Raw genomic sequence first — 15,135 nt, 5'->3', positions numbered from 1 at the left:
GAATAAATGAATAAATTAGTTGCATATCATGCTGATAACGTATCAATTACGTGAAACAAACAATGTTTTTGTGAAATAAAAATTCATCCTGTTTCAGATTCTAATTTTTAAGTTAAATAATTCGTATTTCTTCTTTCTGAAATTCGCATCGATAATAGTTAGATAATAACTCATTTCATGCCACATTCGTAATTAATGAATTACTTTTGCACGATGGAAGAACGACTGGACAAAATATTATTCGACCGCGGATTAGTAACTTCAAGAACACGTGGCGAAGAACTCATAAAAAACGGTGATGTATTGGTCAACGGAATTTCCATTGAAAAACCAGGAAAAAAAATCCCTGTAGACGCTAAAATTTTGCTCCTGAACGAAGAATTGACCTGGGTTTCACGGGGGGCTTTGAAACTTTTGAAAGCTATTGAGCATTTTGAGCTTCCAATTGCAGACAAAACGTTTATTGATTTAGGTGCTTCCACAGGAGGATTCACTGAAGTACTTCTTAGCAAAAATGCCAAACACGTATTTTGTGTAGATGTTGGTCATGGACAACTTCATGAACGCATCCGATCCAATCCATCTATTACAAATATTGAGAAAACACACATTCGTGAATTAACAAACGCGCATGTTCCTGAGCCAGTGGATGGAATGGTGATTGATGTTTCGTTTATCTCTTTGGAAAAAGTACTTCCTTTTACAGGTGCATTCGTAAAAAAAAGCGGTATTCTTGTTGCTTTAATCAAACCTCAATTTGAATTAGAAAAACGCCTCTTAAATAAAAATGGAGTGGTTAAAAGCGCATCCAATTACCCTGGAATTCTTCAGCGAGTTGAAAAATCAGTGGCTGATTCCAATTTTGAAGTCAAAGGAATTATAGATTCACCCATTATTGGTGGAGATGGAAATAAAGAATTTTTGTTGTTCGCTACTAAAAAGTAAAAAAGAGTCCCACATATGCGGGACTCTTTCGTTCAAGCCAGTTCTACCTTGCCTCGACTATTTCGTTACCCAGTTTGAGTTGTAGTAATTTTTCAAACTCCTTTTGGAGAAGTTGATAACGAAACAAATATCTTTCTACCCACTAGATGCAACACTTTCTAAAAGGTTGGAATCTAGAAGGAATATTTTAATTGCAATTTCACACCGTGGATATCTTCAAATAATGCATTGCCACTTTTAAGTTGTGACAAGAACTGATATTGCAAACCGACCCCAAGTGCTGTTTTATTTTTAAACGGCGTGAAATGATAATCAATTCCAGCTGCTGCACCAACCTGTAATTTTTTAGAATTATAAACATTCGTAATCGCCGTTCTGCTTTCTTCGTATCCGCTCAATAATCGATTGACAGTAACACCTCCGTAAACTGTCACTCCTTTAAATGTATATCCGACCGACGACATGAAATAAACAGTATTCAACCGTTGATTTGAATTCCTGTAACGACCATTCACATAACTTCCATTCGATTGAGCGTATTGGCTAAATCCAAAATCTTGTGTAAATCGGATGTTTTTCGCATACAAATGATACTGAAAGTCTGCTGCGATTCCAATTCGCGGCAAAGAGCTCGAAAATGCGGTTCTATTATTCTCATTAATAAACGAAAACTGCCCACCTACTTGTACACTAAATCGTGGTTTGAAATCAAATTTTGGAGGCAAGAAGCTAAAATCACTCATTGTTTTAGGATCTAAAGTGATTTCTTTTCTACCCAAATCAGCAATGTCTTCAAAATTAGAGTCTGAATGATTGGAAGAGTCCAATAGTGTTTTTTCAGAAACAGAGTTATTATTCAGGTTCTGTTTTTCATTGAAGGCAATTTCTTTCGAAACTAATTGATTATTGACACCTGTTTTAGTCCTATTGGCAATGAATTTAGATTCTTTGTTTATACGCTTTTCTTTCAAATTATTTCTATCCAATTCAGTCGAAATATCATTCGGTAAATTCTGATTCACTGACCAATTCGTTCCGTTAACTTCATTTGATTTTAAACTCGTTGAATGATTCTCAAAACCCGATAATTCAGAAGAAGTTAACTTCATTTTTTGTGAATCTGAAAGCGTAAAACGATCTGTGTAGAAAGACACGAAAATAAACACCAACGATGCTGCGGTCATCTTCATCCAAGGAAGAGAGGTAGAAATTGGATAACTTAACGTTGTATTTAAACGCGTCCAAACACGCTCTCTCGAAAGTTGTTCTTCCAATTTAGACCAGCCATTCCCTGAATTATTGGGCGACCAATTTTCATAGGATTCAACCAAAGGTTTATCTGCGGGGCTTCCATTTGCTTCCAAGCTCTCATCCAAACGATCCCAAACTGCAGAAACAGCCAAATCAGCCTCCAAATCTTCCCAAACATCAGAAGACGGCAAACCCGCATCCCAATTTTGAAAGGATTTTTGAAGTGATTGAAACTCCTTATTCTGATTATTTAGATTTTCGAATGCCATGAATTATGAAACCAATTTTTGTTTTAATACCGAGCGGGCGTAATTTAATTGAGACTTCGAAGTTCCGATTGAAATTTCCAATTCCTCTGCAATTTCAGAATGTGACCATCCCTCCAAGGCATACAATTTAAGAACCAAACCAGCTTTTGTAGGCAATAAATTGATTTCCTCCAATACTTTTGCAAAAGGAATTCCTGATTCCATTTCTGTTTCTTCTACTTCAACAGATGGAATATCTCCCAATTGGGTGAAATTCTTTCTTTTTCGCAATGTTTGAAGACAACAATTGACCGTTACTCTTCTCAACCATCCTTCAAAAGAACCTGTGAACGTATAAGAACCAATGTTTTTATAAATGTGCATATACGCATCGTGGAGCATATCTTCCGCATCTTGTGTATCAGCACCGTAAAGCTTACAGACCTTGAACAAATCTTTGGAAAAAAGACGATACAACCTTTCCTGTGCAGATCGTTCCCAATTTGCGCAGCCATCGATGATATCTTTATACTCTGCAGACATTTATTCTACTGTTAAAACCAATGCATTTGGCAATTGCTCAGTAATTGTATTAAACAACTGAATATTATTTCCGTCATTAATTACTAATGTAGTAACACCATTTTCATTTGTATAACCAACTTGACTCCATTTAGTATTCGAAATATTTTCAAACAGTTTTTCAGCATCAAACCCAATATACACCTTGTAGTCTTTCTTTTTCTCCAATGAAAACGGGTTCAAAATTTTAAAGCTCAACTCATCCAATTGTTTCCATTCAATCACCATTGGAATTGGTTCCTGGCCTTTATAAAAAGTTCCCTCAAGCTTTAAACAAGGGTTATTTGCTTTATCAATGATTGTTTTAATCGTAAATTCAGTATAATCTCCCATTGGAATATCCAATGAAATGCCTAAATCATTTTGAGTTGTGAATTCTACTTTTTGAACAGGTAAACTTTGTGTAATGGAAACAGGAGAACCTTTTACACGAGTACCATTTACAGTAAATTCTTTCGAATAAAAAAAACCTTTCTCTATTCTCGCATTTCCTTGGCTAGAGGTGGTTGAGTTAAACTTCCAGTTCAAGCTCAAGTATGCAGGTTGTTTCAAGTTGTATTTCTCACAACCTGTACCAACAACCACCAATATCAATAATAGGTATAAGACCCTCATTTGTAATCAATTTAAAGCTAAGATACAGCTAAAATAAAAAGGTTGGAATTTAATCTTATTTAGAAACTTTACAAATAGCATTTTACTACCTTTGTAGGATGGAAAATGCAACAACAAGAAAAATGAGTGTGCGAGAGATCCGCCAAGATTTCCCAGCTTTGCGTCAGCAGGTTTATGGAAAGAACCTGATTTATTTTGACAATGGCGCAACATCTCAGAAACCGCAAATGGTATTGGATGCAATTAACCAGTATTACAGCATGGACAATGCGAATATTCATCGCGGCGTTCATCATTTAAGTCAAAAAGCAACTTCTGAATACGAAGAGGCACGAGAAACGATTCGCCGTTTTATCAATGCTGAAAAGAAAGATGAAATTATTTTCACGAAAGGAACCACAGACGGAATCAATCTGGTTGCAAGTTCATTCGGTGAATTATTGAGTGCTGGCGATGAAATTATTATTTCTGCCATGGAACACCACTCAAACATTGTTCCGTGGCAAATGCTTGCAGAACGCAAAAAATTAGTTTTAAAAGTCATTCCCATCAATAAACGAGGCGAATTGCTTTTGGAAGATTATCAAAACATGCTTTCTTCCAAAACAAAATTGGTAGCAATCACGCATATTTCAAATAGTTTAGGAACCATTAATCCAGTTGAACAAATCATTGAAAGTGCTCATGCGGTTGGGGCAAAAGTGCTAATTGATGGTGCTCAAAGTGTGCAACATACCAAAGTGGATGTTCAGGCAATGAATTGCGACTTTTTTGTCTTTTCAGGCCATAAAGTTTTTGGTCCAACAGGAATTGGAGTTCTTTATGGAAAAGAAGCGCTTTTGGATGAAATGCCTCCGTACCAAGGTGGTGGAGATATGATTTCGAAGGTGACTTTTGAGCGAACAACATATAACGAACTACCCTTCAAATTTGAGGCGGGAACACCACATATTGCAGGAGGAATTTGTTTGGGAACCGCTTTGAACTACTTGAATCAATTTGATTCCAAAGAATTGGAAGAATACGAACGCGACTTGACTGAATATGCGCAAGAAATGTTGGAAACCTTTGAAAACATTACCTTGATTGGAACTGCCAAAAACAAAACTTCAGTCGTTTCTTTCCATATTCCTGGGATTCATCCTTTTGACATCGGAACCTTATTAGACAAGCAAGGAATTGCTGTAAGAACTGGCCATCATTGCACACAACCATTGATGGATTTTTATCAAATACCTGGAACGATTAGAGCTTCCTTTGCTTTTTACAATACACGAGAAGAAATAGACGCATTTATAGCAGCCGTGGAAAAAAGTATTTCCATGCTGGGTTAAAAAAAACAGATGACACTAGAAGAAAAACAACAAGAAATTATTGACGATTTTGCCATCTACGATGACTGGATGGAGAAATACGAATACATCATCGAACTTGGAAAAGATTTACCATTAATCGATTCGAGCAAAAAAACAGAAGACCGTTTAATTGAAGGTTGTCAGAGCAGAGTTTGGTTAGACGCAAGTATCGAAAACGATCGCGTGCGTTTAACAGCAGATTCAGATGCAATTATCACCAAAGGAATTATTGGTTTATTGGTTCGCGTTTACGATAATGAAAGTCCGGAAGACATTGTAAAAAGTAATTTACATTTTATTTCAGAAATCGGACTTCAAGAACACCTATCACCTACTCGTGCAAACGGTTTAGCAAGTATGGTTAAAAAAATCAAACTATTGGCATTGTCCGCAATCGCAAAATAAAATGGAACATTTAGAAGATAAAATAGTAGAAATCCTAAAAACGATTTTCGACCCTGAGATTCCAGTAGATATCTACGAACTTGGGTTGATTTACGAAGTGCGCATTTCGAAAGAAGGTGTGGTTGAGTTGGATATGACTCTAACTTCTCCAAACTGTCCGGTGGCAGAATCTTTGCCAAAAGACGTAAAAGAAAAGGTAGAAAGCGTCGAAGGAGTTACAGAAGCACATGTAAATATTGTATTCGACCCACCATGGGATAAGGATATGATGAGTGAAGAAGCGAAACTGGAACTTGGTTTTCTGTAAGAAAACCGTTCAATGGTTGAAAATGTTCAATGGTTCAAATTTCTCTTGAACTTTTTGAACCTTTTTTGAACTTCTTAAACTAATTTTAATTAATCGAAATACATTTGTTATGACAAGAAGAGTTGTAATTACCGGTTTGGGAGCCCTTACGCCAATCGGAAATAACGTTCCTGATTTTTGGAACAACATAAAAACAGGTAAAAGTGGTGCGGGGCCCATTACCAAATTCGACACATCCAAGTTTAAAACAACTTTTGCTTGTGAAGTAAAAGGATACAATGCAGCAGATCATTTTGATGTAAAGGAAATCCGTAAATACGATCCATTTTCTCAATATGCATTGGTTGCTGTTCGCGAAGCTGTTGCGGATGCAGGAATCAATTTCGAAAATCTGAACAGAGATCGTATTGGAGTTATTTGGGGATCTGGAAATGGAGGAATTCAAACGTTCCAAGATCAGATGAAAGAATATTCTGCTGGTGATGGAACTCCACGTTTTACTCCTTACTTTATTCCAAGAATCTTAGTAGATATTGCTTCTGGTATTATTTCGATGGAATATGGACTTAGAGGAATTAACTACTGTGCTGTTTCAGCATGTGCTACATCAAATACCGCAATGATTGACGCCTTTAACTACATTAAGTGGGGAAAAGCAAATATGATTATCACGGGTGGTTCGGAAGCTGCAATTACTGAATCCGCAATGGGTGGATTCTCATCTGCGCAAGCTTTATCAAAACGCAATGATTCCCCTGAAACAGCTTCTCGTCCGTTTGATATTACCCGAGATGGTTTTGTAATGGGTGAAGGAGCAGCAGCTGTTATTTTGGAAGAGTACGAACATGCAGTAGAACGCGGAGCAAAAATTTATGGAGAAGTTGTCGGTGGAGGAATGGCTGCAGACGCATATCATTTAACAGGAACTCACCCAGAAGGTGATGGTGCCGTTCTTGGAATGGAAGAAGCTTTGCGCGATGCGGAAATTACTCCAGATCAAATTGATTACGTGAATATGCACGCTACATCTACTTCGCAAGGAGATAACAGCGAATTAATTGCGTTGAGACGCGTTTTTGGAGAAAGACAATCCCTGAGTGTTTCTGGAACGAAATCGATGACTGGCCACTTGCTTGGTGCTGCTGGTGCAGTTGAAGCCATTGCTTGTATTTTAGCAATTCAAGATTCTGTGGTTCCACCAACAATTAATACGACAGAAATAGAACCAAATTTCAAAGATTTATTTGATTTTCCATTGGAAAAAGGGAAGACAAAAGAAATCAAGTATGCGATGAGTAACACCTTTGGATTTGGTGGGCACATTGCTACGGTAATCTTTAAGAAGTTTGAAAAATAAAAGGTAGTGGAGACGCGAAGCATCGTGTCCCCACCCTTTATTTTTTCAGTTTTATCCAATCAACCACCTGCCCACAAAAAAACTGCAATTCTTCCGAATTGCGTTTCATAGGATGTGTTGTATTTAGCGTATGTCCTGCGTGTGGAATTGGAAGGAATGCATTTTGGAGATTATTCTTGTAAACCCAAGAGAAAATCGTTCGTCCATGCTCAAATGGAACAGCTTCATCTTCTACTGAATGAGCTACAAAACATGGAATCATTAGCTTTTCAATGATTGGTTGCATATTCCAGGTCGAATCACTCGCTAATATTTCAGCTAAAAATTCTGAACCTTGTGGCAAATCTTGTTTAGTTCGCATATTCGGTCGGAAATAAACACCTTTTGCTTTCCACTCTTCCATAATTTCTGGAGTCCGCGTATTCAAAGTTCTCAAGGAATTTAAAAAGATTAGACCAGAAAGTGCAATTCCTTTTTTTTCTATCACTTGACTCGCAAAAGCAGCCGAAAATCCACCCATGCTATGTCCCAATAAAAACAGATGATTTGGTTGTTGAAAGAAATCGTTTTCGAGTATCTGCTTGGTCATAAAAGTCAAATCTTCTACTTCCAATCTTCTGCAATTGTTCTTATACCTCTCTAAATCATCGAAATAATCTCCATTATCCGAGATTCCACAATGACTATAATTAAACGCTACGGATGAAATTCCGTTTTCTTCAAAATAGGCTTGAATGGTCGGAAACATGCCAAAATGATAAAATCCATTGTGACCGCAAGCCATCAAAACAATTGGAGTATTCTTTCCTGCAGAAGCATAGTTTCCTCTGAGTATTCCATTTGGACTTTCGAAGTGAAAACCTTTATTTTCCATTTTGATTTGTAAATTATATTTAAATCAACCTAAAACATTCCAAAATAACACACTCCATTTCTCCAAAACACAGCTGGCAAAGGTATTTTAACCGTATTTAATGGTTTCAACAGCTTTTTTAACCACGGTCTTTTAATGGGAAGTTGAGCCCAATCAATATCTAGTGAAATGGCATATTCTTGTTTGGCAAAATACGTTTTTCCAGTATTTAAATCCAAGTACGCATTTGAATCTCCGTTTAGTTTTGCATCAACACTGTACCCAAAACCAATCTGAATCCATTTTGGAAATTTCGATTCCTTGAAAAAAGTGCCTGGAGCCACACACAACCAATAACTTTGAGCATTATAATCTTTCAATAATCTTTCGGAAAAATTAGATCCCAAAGTATTTGGTCGAATGGCGGCATAAGGTGATGGTTTGTATCCAAATTTGAGCTGAAAACGCTGTTCGTCCCAACCCAATTGTTGCCCCATGAACAAACCTACACCTACTGTATTTGCTGCTAAATCTGACCATGAAAATCCCCACTCTGCACTAAATCCATCCAACACTTCTACCGAAAATTGATACGTCCAAGCAATTCCTCCAGAGACAAACACGGCTTTCTTCTTTGGCATTCTTGCCCAGCGCCAAGCAGCATAATTGGTCATCGATAATTTGTATGTGGTATATGCATGTCCGAATTTATCCATGTAAAGCCATTCATTTGAATCATCAAAAGAGTGAAATTTTGATTTGGGATATTCTTGGTACCAAACAGCGGAAAGGAGTGCAATACTTCCTCCTCCTAATGCGAGGTTTGTTCCTGCCACCCAATACGAACGCTTGTTCCAAGTGGTATCTGTTTTCTGAGCAGAAACACCAAATACAGCAAAAAAAAGACAGAAAAGAAGCACTTTCACAGGGGAAAAATACGACTTTCTGTCTTTATAAGTTATTCTGTACGACAAATAGTTTTCTATCTATCCAATGCTACTTCAAAGGAAATATCTACCAAATCTCCAATTTTAGAATCGGATGTCATCTTGTGTTTTGTTCTATCTACAACTGATTTCCCAACAAATACCAAAACTTCTTTTCCGTCTTTCATCATTTTAGAAACAAAACGCAAATCCAAAGCAACTTCCACTTTTGCTCCAACAAATTCCAAATCTCCCGTGATTTTATAGTCTTCGCCTACTTTCTGAATTGCTTTTGAAGTGTAGGTAATTTTTGGATATTTCTCAGATTGTATAAACTCATCACTCAATACAGATTCATCTCGGATATCGTTGAAAGTCGTCAAACTTCCACTTTTGATTTCCACATTCAAACTTTTCAGAATAGCTGATTTATCCAACTGAATGTCTGTTTTGAATTCCTTGAAAGCTCCTGCTGTTCTGCTCGCTGGAGGTCCAACTTCAAATTCCAATTTTGAATTAGACAAAATGCTTTTCCAAGCTCCAGCATCACCATCAGTGAGTGCAATTGCTGGAATATCCATCACATCTTTTTTCTCATTGGATTTATTTGTTCCAGTACTTGAGGTATCCAATAAGGTTTCAACTTTCAGTTTTTCGGGTTGAAAAACAGCATCAATACTGGTTGTGAATCCAATTAAAATAAGCGGAAAAACAATTCCTACAAAGGGTTTTTCACCTTCTTTTCGTTCCACCAAAGCCAAAGCTAAAGACGAACCAATAATTGCTCCTAAATAAGTGGGCATTCCACCGAAATTCTCATTGATTAATCCGAAACTTACTACTACTCCAACGACAAGCAATGGAATCACCAAACTAAAAAAAACACCTGATGATTTTTCGTTTTTAATCGACTTGCTAATCCATAAAGAACCCAAACCTACCAAAATTCCCATCCACAAATTCCCCTTCAGCAAAGAGTCTGAAATACCTTCCAATGAATTCAATGAGAACAACGTCCAAGCTATTGAAAACAATACTATTCCAAGTTGTAGTCCAGCATTTGAGCGCAAAGCCAAGCTACTTGCAAAGTATCCAGTTGCAAGTAAAATCACTCCGAATGTAGATACAAAGAAAGATGAAGCGAACACAAAAATTCCAAAGTAAATGAGTGAAATCCCAGTGTTAAAAGCTCCTTCTTCAGCACCAAACCAACGAATTGCAAACCAATCCTTGATTTTTGCCAGTAAAGGAATCAGCGTTCCAATAATTGCAAAAGAAGCCACTTCCATCGTCCAATTCACATCAAATCCTTGGTAATTTGCTTTTGCTCCAATTGGAATCAACGCCAAAAATCCAATAAAATAAGGTGCTACCTTTCGGATTTTTTCAGAAAGCAAGGAAACAAAATATCCTGCTCCTACCATTCCAATTAAAGTGAAACAAATCATTCCTAATGATGGATCCTCCTCAAATCCATTGGTCAAAGCAACAATCAAACAGATGATTGCGATGCTCAATGATGTTTTAAAAAAGAACGCTGATCGTACTAAAAAGGCGCTAATAATTGCTATTATTCCCACACCTAGTCCCAGATAATTTTCCATATAAGTAATTTTTTTACAAGTATACAACTAATTTAGTTACCGTGGTATTTATTTTTTTTGAAATTAATTTAATGAGAAAAATTAGTTCAAAAAAACGAGCTTTCCAAAGAAAAATGAATACAATAAGTTTTTGAAAATCTGACCGTTAGAGAAATAAAGGGTTTTTCACCTTTAACTCCATTAATTGATGAAAAATCGACTCATTTAAAGCACCTTGAAGGACTTCCAAATGCTGTAATCGGTGGCAATCGCTTCCAAGAATATCAATCAAGTCAGCTTTTAGGAGTCTAATTGCTTGATTCTTCACATCGGGACCGTAATGTCCTGTAAAGGAATTTAAGTTCACCTGAATCATGCAACCTCTTTCTCGGAACGATTTTGCCACTTCAATGGAGGGATGATAATAGATATAACGCTCAAAATGCGCTAAAATGGGTTGATATCCCGCAGATTTCAATTGAAAAATAAGGTCTTCTACTTGTGAAGGTTTGTTTCGGAATGAAAACTCAAAAAGAATGTGATTTCCTCCAAAAGGCAGTAAATCCTTTGTTTGAATGCGTTTCACAAAGGTTTCATCGTAAAAATACTCTGCAGAAGCTTCGAGAATTATATTCAATCCCAAATCCTGACTAACCTTTCTTACTTCATCGAGTTTGTTTTGAATAATTTGGTGAGAATTATCATAAACACCTGACATAACATGCGGAGTCATAATCAATTTTTGATATCCCAATTCTTCAAACTTCCGAAGCATTCCGATAGTATGATCCATCGTTGGTGCACCATCATCAATTCCAGGAAGCAAATGGCTGTGAATATCAACGAGGAGTTTTCCTCCTAAATCTACAGATTCCTTTTGTTTTCCTTTAAATAGGTTGAGAAAGCCCATCCTAACGTTGGTTGTACATGTTTTTGTAATAATCTTGGTAAGCACCAGAAGTAACTTCTTTCACCCAATCTTGATGTTCAATATACCATTTTACGGTGTTTCTTAATCCTTCTTCAAATGTAATACTTGGCTTCCAACCCAATTCATCAAACAATTTTGTCGCATCAATGGCATAGCGTAAATCATGCCCAGCTCGATCTTTCACATAGGAAATCAGTTCTGCACTTTCTCCTTCTTTACGTCCCAATTCGAAATCCATAATTGTACACAATTCGTGAATTAAATCAATGTTTCGCCATTCGTTCCATCCACCAATATTGTAATTACAACCGATTGCACCTTCGTGAAAAATAACATCAATTGCCCGAGCATGGTCTTCTACCCATAACCAATCGCGCACATTGATTCCTTCTCCATAAACAGGAAGAGGTTTCTTGTTCAATATATTATTAATCATCAGTGGAATTAGTTTCTCCGGATGGTGATGGCTTCCGTAGTTATTTGAACAATTAGAACGTTTTACCGGAAATCCATACGTATGATAATAAGCTGATACAAAGTGATCTGAAGCTGCTTTCGATGCTGAATAAGGACTTCTTGGATCATAAGAAGTAGTTTCCGTAAAAAACCCTTCTAGGTCAAGCGACCCAAAAACTTCATCCGTAGAAACATGGTAGAAAACATGTTCTCCCATTGTTTTCCAATAGGCTCTTGCTTGATTCATCAAATTGACAGTTCCAACGACATTTGTATGTACAAATTCCATCGGACCCTCGATGGAACGATCCACATGAGATTCGGCAGCTAAATGAATCACATCTGTTATTTGATAGTTCTCAAACGCTTCTTTCACATCTTGTTCTGAAGTAATATCTCCCTTTACAAAAACGTGATTTGGCGCATCGATAATATCTTTCAAATTTGCCAAGTTACCCGCATAAGTCAATGCATCAAATGTGATAATTTGATAAGACGGATATTTATTTACTAAAAGTCGAACCAAATGTGATCCAATAAATCCGGCACCACCCGTTACAAGAATATTCATACTAACAATTAATGGAGTAAAGTTAGTAAAACCGACTGAAACAAAACCAGATACCAATTGGAATAGCATAAACTGGTTTTTTTCAGGTTTAATTTGAACTAAATCGTTTTTTAAATCGTTGATTTGACTACTTTTAGCATCGAAAATTATTGCGCACCATGAAAATACTATCACGATTATCACTGATCACTATTCTATCCTTTTTGACATTTTCTGGAATTTCTCAGGAAAGTTACATGACAAAGGTTAATAAAAAGGAATTTCCACAGAAGATTGCAAAAGCAACAGGAGATCAAAAATTAGTTTACGAATATTTCTATACGCTATTTCTTAAAAAGGAGCCAACACCTAAGTTGTACGATGCTTATTTATCGAAGCTCAAGAAAAAAACGGATCGAAATCATCAGGAAATCGTTCAATTAATTGAGAGCGCTGCACTTTCTCCGGAAGAGCGTTTGGCATTTGCGGTGAAGTTTGTGGAAAAGAACAAGGACGTAAAAGTACTCAGTGTTCTGGGGAAACATTTTTTGGCAAACAGTTACGACTTATTGGATGATGAAGCCAAAGTGATTCAAACATATGAAAGAGAACTTCACAATTTCAAAAAATATCCCGGAATTCGCTTAAAAAATGTGTATCTGACTTTAGGGACGAGTAATTATTACTTGGGAAACACGGATAAGTGCCTTTATTACTTCAATAAAAGTGTAGAAGCTACAGATAAAAGAGATACTGCATCTTTAGCTGGTTTATTGATGAATGTTGGAGTAATAAATTACAGAACAGGAAATAATGCAGCTGCAATTAGCGCATACAAACGAGCTGATAAAATTAATGGATCTATCGACTTACAATTAAAAGGTATGATTCTGGAAAATTTAGCTCTTTCCTATACTAATTATGGAAGAACAGATCTTTCCATGAAATACTACGATGATGCTGGCGAAATCTATTTAAAGCTAAAAGACACCTTAAAATACAATGCGCTCATTCAAAACAAGGTTGGTGATTATATCAAACTCAATGATTTTGAATCTGCCATAAAGAGCCTAAAAACGAGTATGGCCTTTTTCAAGAAGACCAACAATAAAACCTTACTCCCTTCTGCTCATGCAAAAATGGCTGACATTTACCTCCAATTAAAGGATACCTCACATGCTATAACTGAAATTAACAAGGCAATTGGATTATCTAGGAATAACAATACATTTACCTATGTTACATCAGTATTTGCAAAATCAAGTATGGTTGCTGGTCAAGAGGGTTTAAATATTCTATTAAATCTAGAAAAGGAATTAATTCAGAAGAAATACGACGGTGAAAATGCTACTTTATACAATAAAATTGGTGTTCGTTATAAAATAATGAATCAATTGGTGCCCGCAGAAAAATACTTTCGAAAAGCCATTGAAGCTGAATTAACACATACACCTCCAAAACCTGAGGTAATGGTTGGAAATAATCAAAATTTGGGAGTGGTTTACTATGATCGAAAAGAATATGCTTTAGCGTTAAAAGCATATCAAGAAGCTGATAAATACCAAGATATAAAAAATATCACAGGTCAGCATCTTGCAGATCGGTTTGAACTTTATGCCAATGTCTATGGAAAACTAGGACAATACAAATTGGCTTATGAAAATTTGAGCAACTACAAACGCGTACAAGACTCCATAAACTCACTGAGTCTCAATGATAAAATCCTTTCTCTCAAACAGGAATTTCAGACCCAACAAATTGAAGATTCATTGAGTATTAATAAGAAGGAATTGAATCTTTCAAATCTCAAGATTATCTCCGAAAAAGCAACCAATCAACGAAATACATTCATCATTTTCGGGATGCTTATCGTTTTGGTGCTCATTTTTGGTTTGGTCATTCTTATCGCTCGAAGCAACAAACAACGAAAGGTAGCCAATTTAGCACTGACTGAGAAAAATGAAGAGATTAAGTTGCAACAAATGATCGTTCAACAAAAGAATGATGAGATTATTGATAGTATCAATTATGCAAAACGGCTTCAAAACACCATTCTTCCACCTCAAGCAGAGATTGATGATTTGTTCCCAAAAAATTTCGTTTTATACAAACCAAAAGACATTGTAGCTGGAGATTTTTATGTGTGCGAAAATATTGAAATGGCTGGCAGAAAGATAGGAATTGTTGCTGTAGCAGATTGTACTGGACATGGTGTGCCAGGAGCACTGGTTTCTATGGTTTGTTCTTCTGCTATCAAACGTTCTGTGGTTGAATTTAATTTGACTGATCCTGGTAAAATACTTGATAAATCAGCACAGTTAGTGGTACAATCCTTTCAATCGGCTCATGAAAAAGTGAAAGATGGAATGGATATTTCCTTAGCTTGTATCGATTTTAATTCGAAAACAATGCAGTGGGCTGGTGCCAATAATCCTTTTTGGATGATTCGCAACAATGAATTAATCGAAATAAAAGCAGATAAACAACCTGTTGGTTTAAGCGACAATAAAAAAGATTTTACGACTCATACGATTCAACTCGAAACAGGAGATAAGCTGTATTTCATCTCTGATGGTTATGCCGATCAGTTTGGAGGAGTTTCGGGGAAGAAATTGAAGACCAAAAATCTAAAAGACATGCTGATTGAAACCAATCAATTAAGTATTTCAGAACAGGGAAAAAAACTGGAGAATTACTTTGCGGAATGGAAAGCAGATTTCGAGCAGGTAGATGATGTCTGTATCATGGGAATTGAAATTGTATAAAATGAA

General features: G+C 36.4%; 14 protein-coding genes. 6 read left to right on the top strand and 8 right to left on the bottom strand.

The window, feature by feature from the left end; genetic code table 11:
• Positions 1 to 195: 195 nt before the first annotated feature.
• On the top strand, positions 196 to 945 hold the full coding sequence (locus tag FLUTA_RS10420; protein WP_013686838.1) for a TlyA family RNA methyltransferase: 750 nt from the start codon (positions 196 to 198) through the stop codon (positions 943 to 945).
• A gap of 173 nt (positions 946 to 1,118) precedes the next feature.
• Here the strand turns inward: FLUTA_RS10420 and FLUTA_RS10415 are convergent, their stop codons facing one another.
• Genes FLUTA_RS10415 through FLUTA_RS10405 form a run of 3 tightly spaced genes read right to left on the bottom strand, consistent with a single transcriptional unit; the run spans position 1,119 to position 3,641 of the window.
• Complete coding sequence (locus FLUTA_RS10415) at positions 1,119 to 2,465, bottom strand: hypothetical protein (RefSeq protein ID WP_013686837.1); 1,347 nt, start codon at positions 2,463 to 2,465, stop codon at positions 1,119 to 1,121.
• 3 nt (positions 2,466 to 2,468) lie between these two features.
• Positions 2,469 to 2,987 (bottom strand): RNA polymerase sigma factor, encoded by a 519-nt coding sequence (locus FLUTA_RS10410; protein ID WP_013686836.1) that lies wholly within the window; start codon positions 2,985 to 2,987, stop codon positions 2,469 to 2,471.
• Positions 2,988 to 3,641, bottom strand: coding sequence for a hypothetical protein (locus FLUTA_RS10405; RefSeq protein WP_013686835.1), 654 nt, complete (start codon positions 3,639 to 3,641; stop codon positions 2,988 to 2,990).
• Between the two features lie 98 nt (positions 3,642 to 3,739).
• On the opposite strand from FLUTA_RS10405, the gene FLUTA_RS10400 reads away from it, so the two are divergent.
• The 4 genes from FLUTA_RS10400 to fabF all read left to right on the top strand — a co-directional run bounded on the left by FLUTA_RS10400 (position 3,740) and on the right by fabF (position 7,065).
• A complete protein-coding gene (locus tag FLUTA_RS10400) occupies positions 3,740 to 4,975 on the top strand; it encodes an aminotransferase class V-fold PLP-dependent enzyme (protein ID WP_013686834.1) in 1,236 nt (411 codons plus the stop codon).
• Between the two features lie 9 nt (positions 4,976 to 4,984).
• On the top strand, positions 4,985 to 5,401 hold the full coding sequence (locus FLUTA_RS10395) for a SufE family protein (RefSeq protein ID WP_013686833.1): 417 nt from the start codon (positions 4,985 to 4,987) through the stop codon (positions 5,399 to 5,401).
• A 1-nt stretch (position 5,402) separates the two neighbouring features.
• Entirely contained in the window at positions 5,403 to 5,708 is a 306-nt protein-coding gene (locus tag FLUTA_RS10390; RefSeq protein ID WP_013686832.1) for an SUF system Fe-S cluster assembly protein, read from the top strand.
• Positions 5,709 to 5,817: 109 nt separating this feature from the next.
• A complete protein-coding gene (gene fabF / locus FLUTA_RS10385) occupies positions 5,818 to 7,065 on the top strand; it encodes a beta-ketoacyl-ACP synthase II (protein ID WP_013686831.1) in 1,248 nt (415 codons plus the stop codon).
• A 37-nt stretch (positions 7,066 to 7,102) separates the two neighbouring features.
• Here fabF and FLUTA_RS10380 read toward each other — a convergent pair whose 3' ends face one another.
• From FLUTA_RS10380 to rfbB, 5 genes are all read right to left on the bottom strand, one after another.
• Positions 7,103 to 7,939: an alpha/beta hydrolase family protein gene (locus tag FLUTA_RS10380; protein WP_013686830.1), complete on the bottom strand. Its 837-nt coding sequence runs from the start codon at positions 7,937 to 7,939 to the stop codon at positions 7,103 to 7,105.
• A gap of 29 nt (positions 7,940 to 7,968) precedes the next feature.
• Entirely contained in the window at positions 7,969 to 8,844 is an 876-nt protein-coding gene (locus FLUTA_RS10375) for a DUF2279 domain-containing protein (protein WP_013686829.1), read from the bottom strand.
• A 56-nt stretch (positions 8,845 to 8,900) separates the two neighbouring features.
• Positions 8,901 to 10,448 carry a YceI family protein gene (locus FLUTA_RS20785; RefSeq protein WP_013686828.1) on the bottom strand — a complete coding sequence of 516 codons (1,548 nt, stop codon included), beginning with the start codon at positions 10,446 to 10,448 and terminating at the stop codon, positions 8,901 to 8,903.
• A 145-nt stretch (positions 10,449 to 10,593) separates the two neighbouring features.
• Positions 10,594 to 11,337 (bottom strand): tyrosine-protein phosphatase, encoded by a 744-nt coding sequence (locus FLUTA_RS10365; protein ID WP_013686827.1) that lies wholly within the window; start codon positions 11,335 to 11,337, stop codon positions 10,594 to 10,596.
• Position 11,338: 1 nt separating this feature from the next.
• On the bottom strand, positions 11,339 to 12,385 hold the full coding sequence (gene rfbB, locus FLUTA_RS10360) for a dTDP-glucose 4,6-dehydratase (protein WP_043024245.1): 1,047 nt from the start codon (positions 12,383 to 12,385) through the stop codon (positions 11,339 to 11,341).
• A 158-nt stretch (positions 12,386 to 12,543) separates the two neighbouring features.
• Here rfbB and FLUTA_RS10355 point away from each other — a divergent pair, with 158 nt between their 5' ends.
• Complete coding sequence (locus tag FLUTA_RS10355) at positions 12,544 to 15,129, top strand: SpoIIE family protein phosphatase (RefSeq protein ID WP_013686825.1); 2,586 nt, start codon at positions 12,544 to 12,546, stop codon at positions 15,127 to 15,129.
• Positions 15,130 to 15,135: the final 6 nt, after the last annotated feature.

Origin of the sequence: Fluviicola taffensis DSM 16823 (assembly GCF_000194605.1) — a bacterium.
Lineage (GTDB): Bacteria > Bacteroidota > Bacteroidia > Flavobacteriales_D > Crocinitomicaceae > Fluviicola > Fluviicola taffensis.
This window is presented reverse-complemented; position numbering and strand designations above follow the sequence as displayed.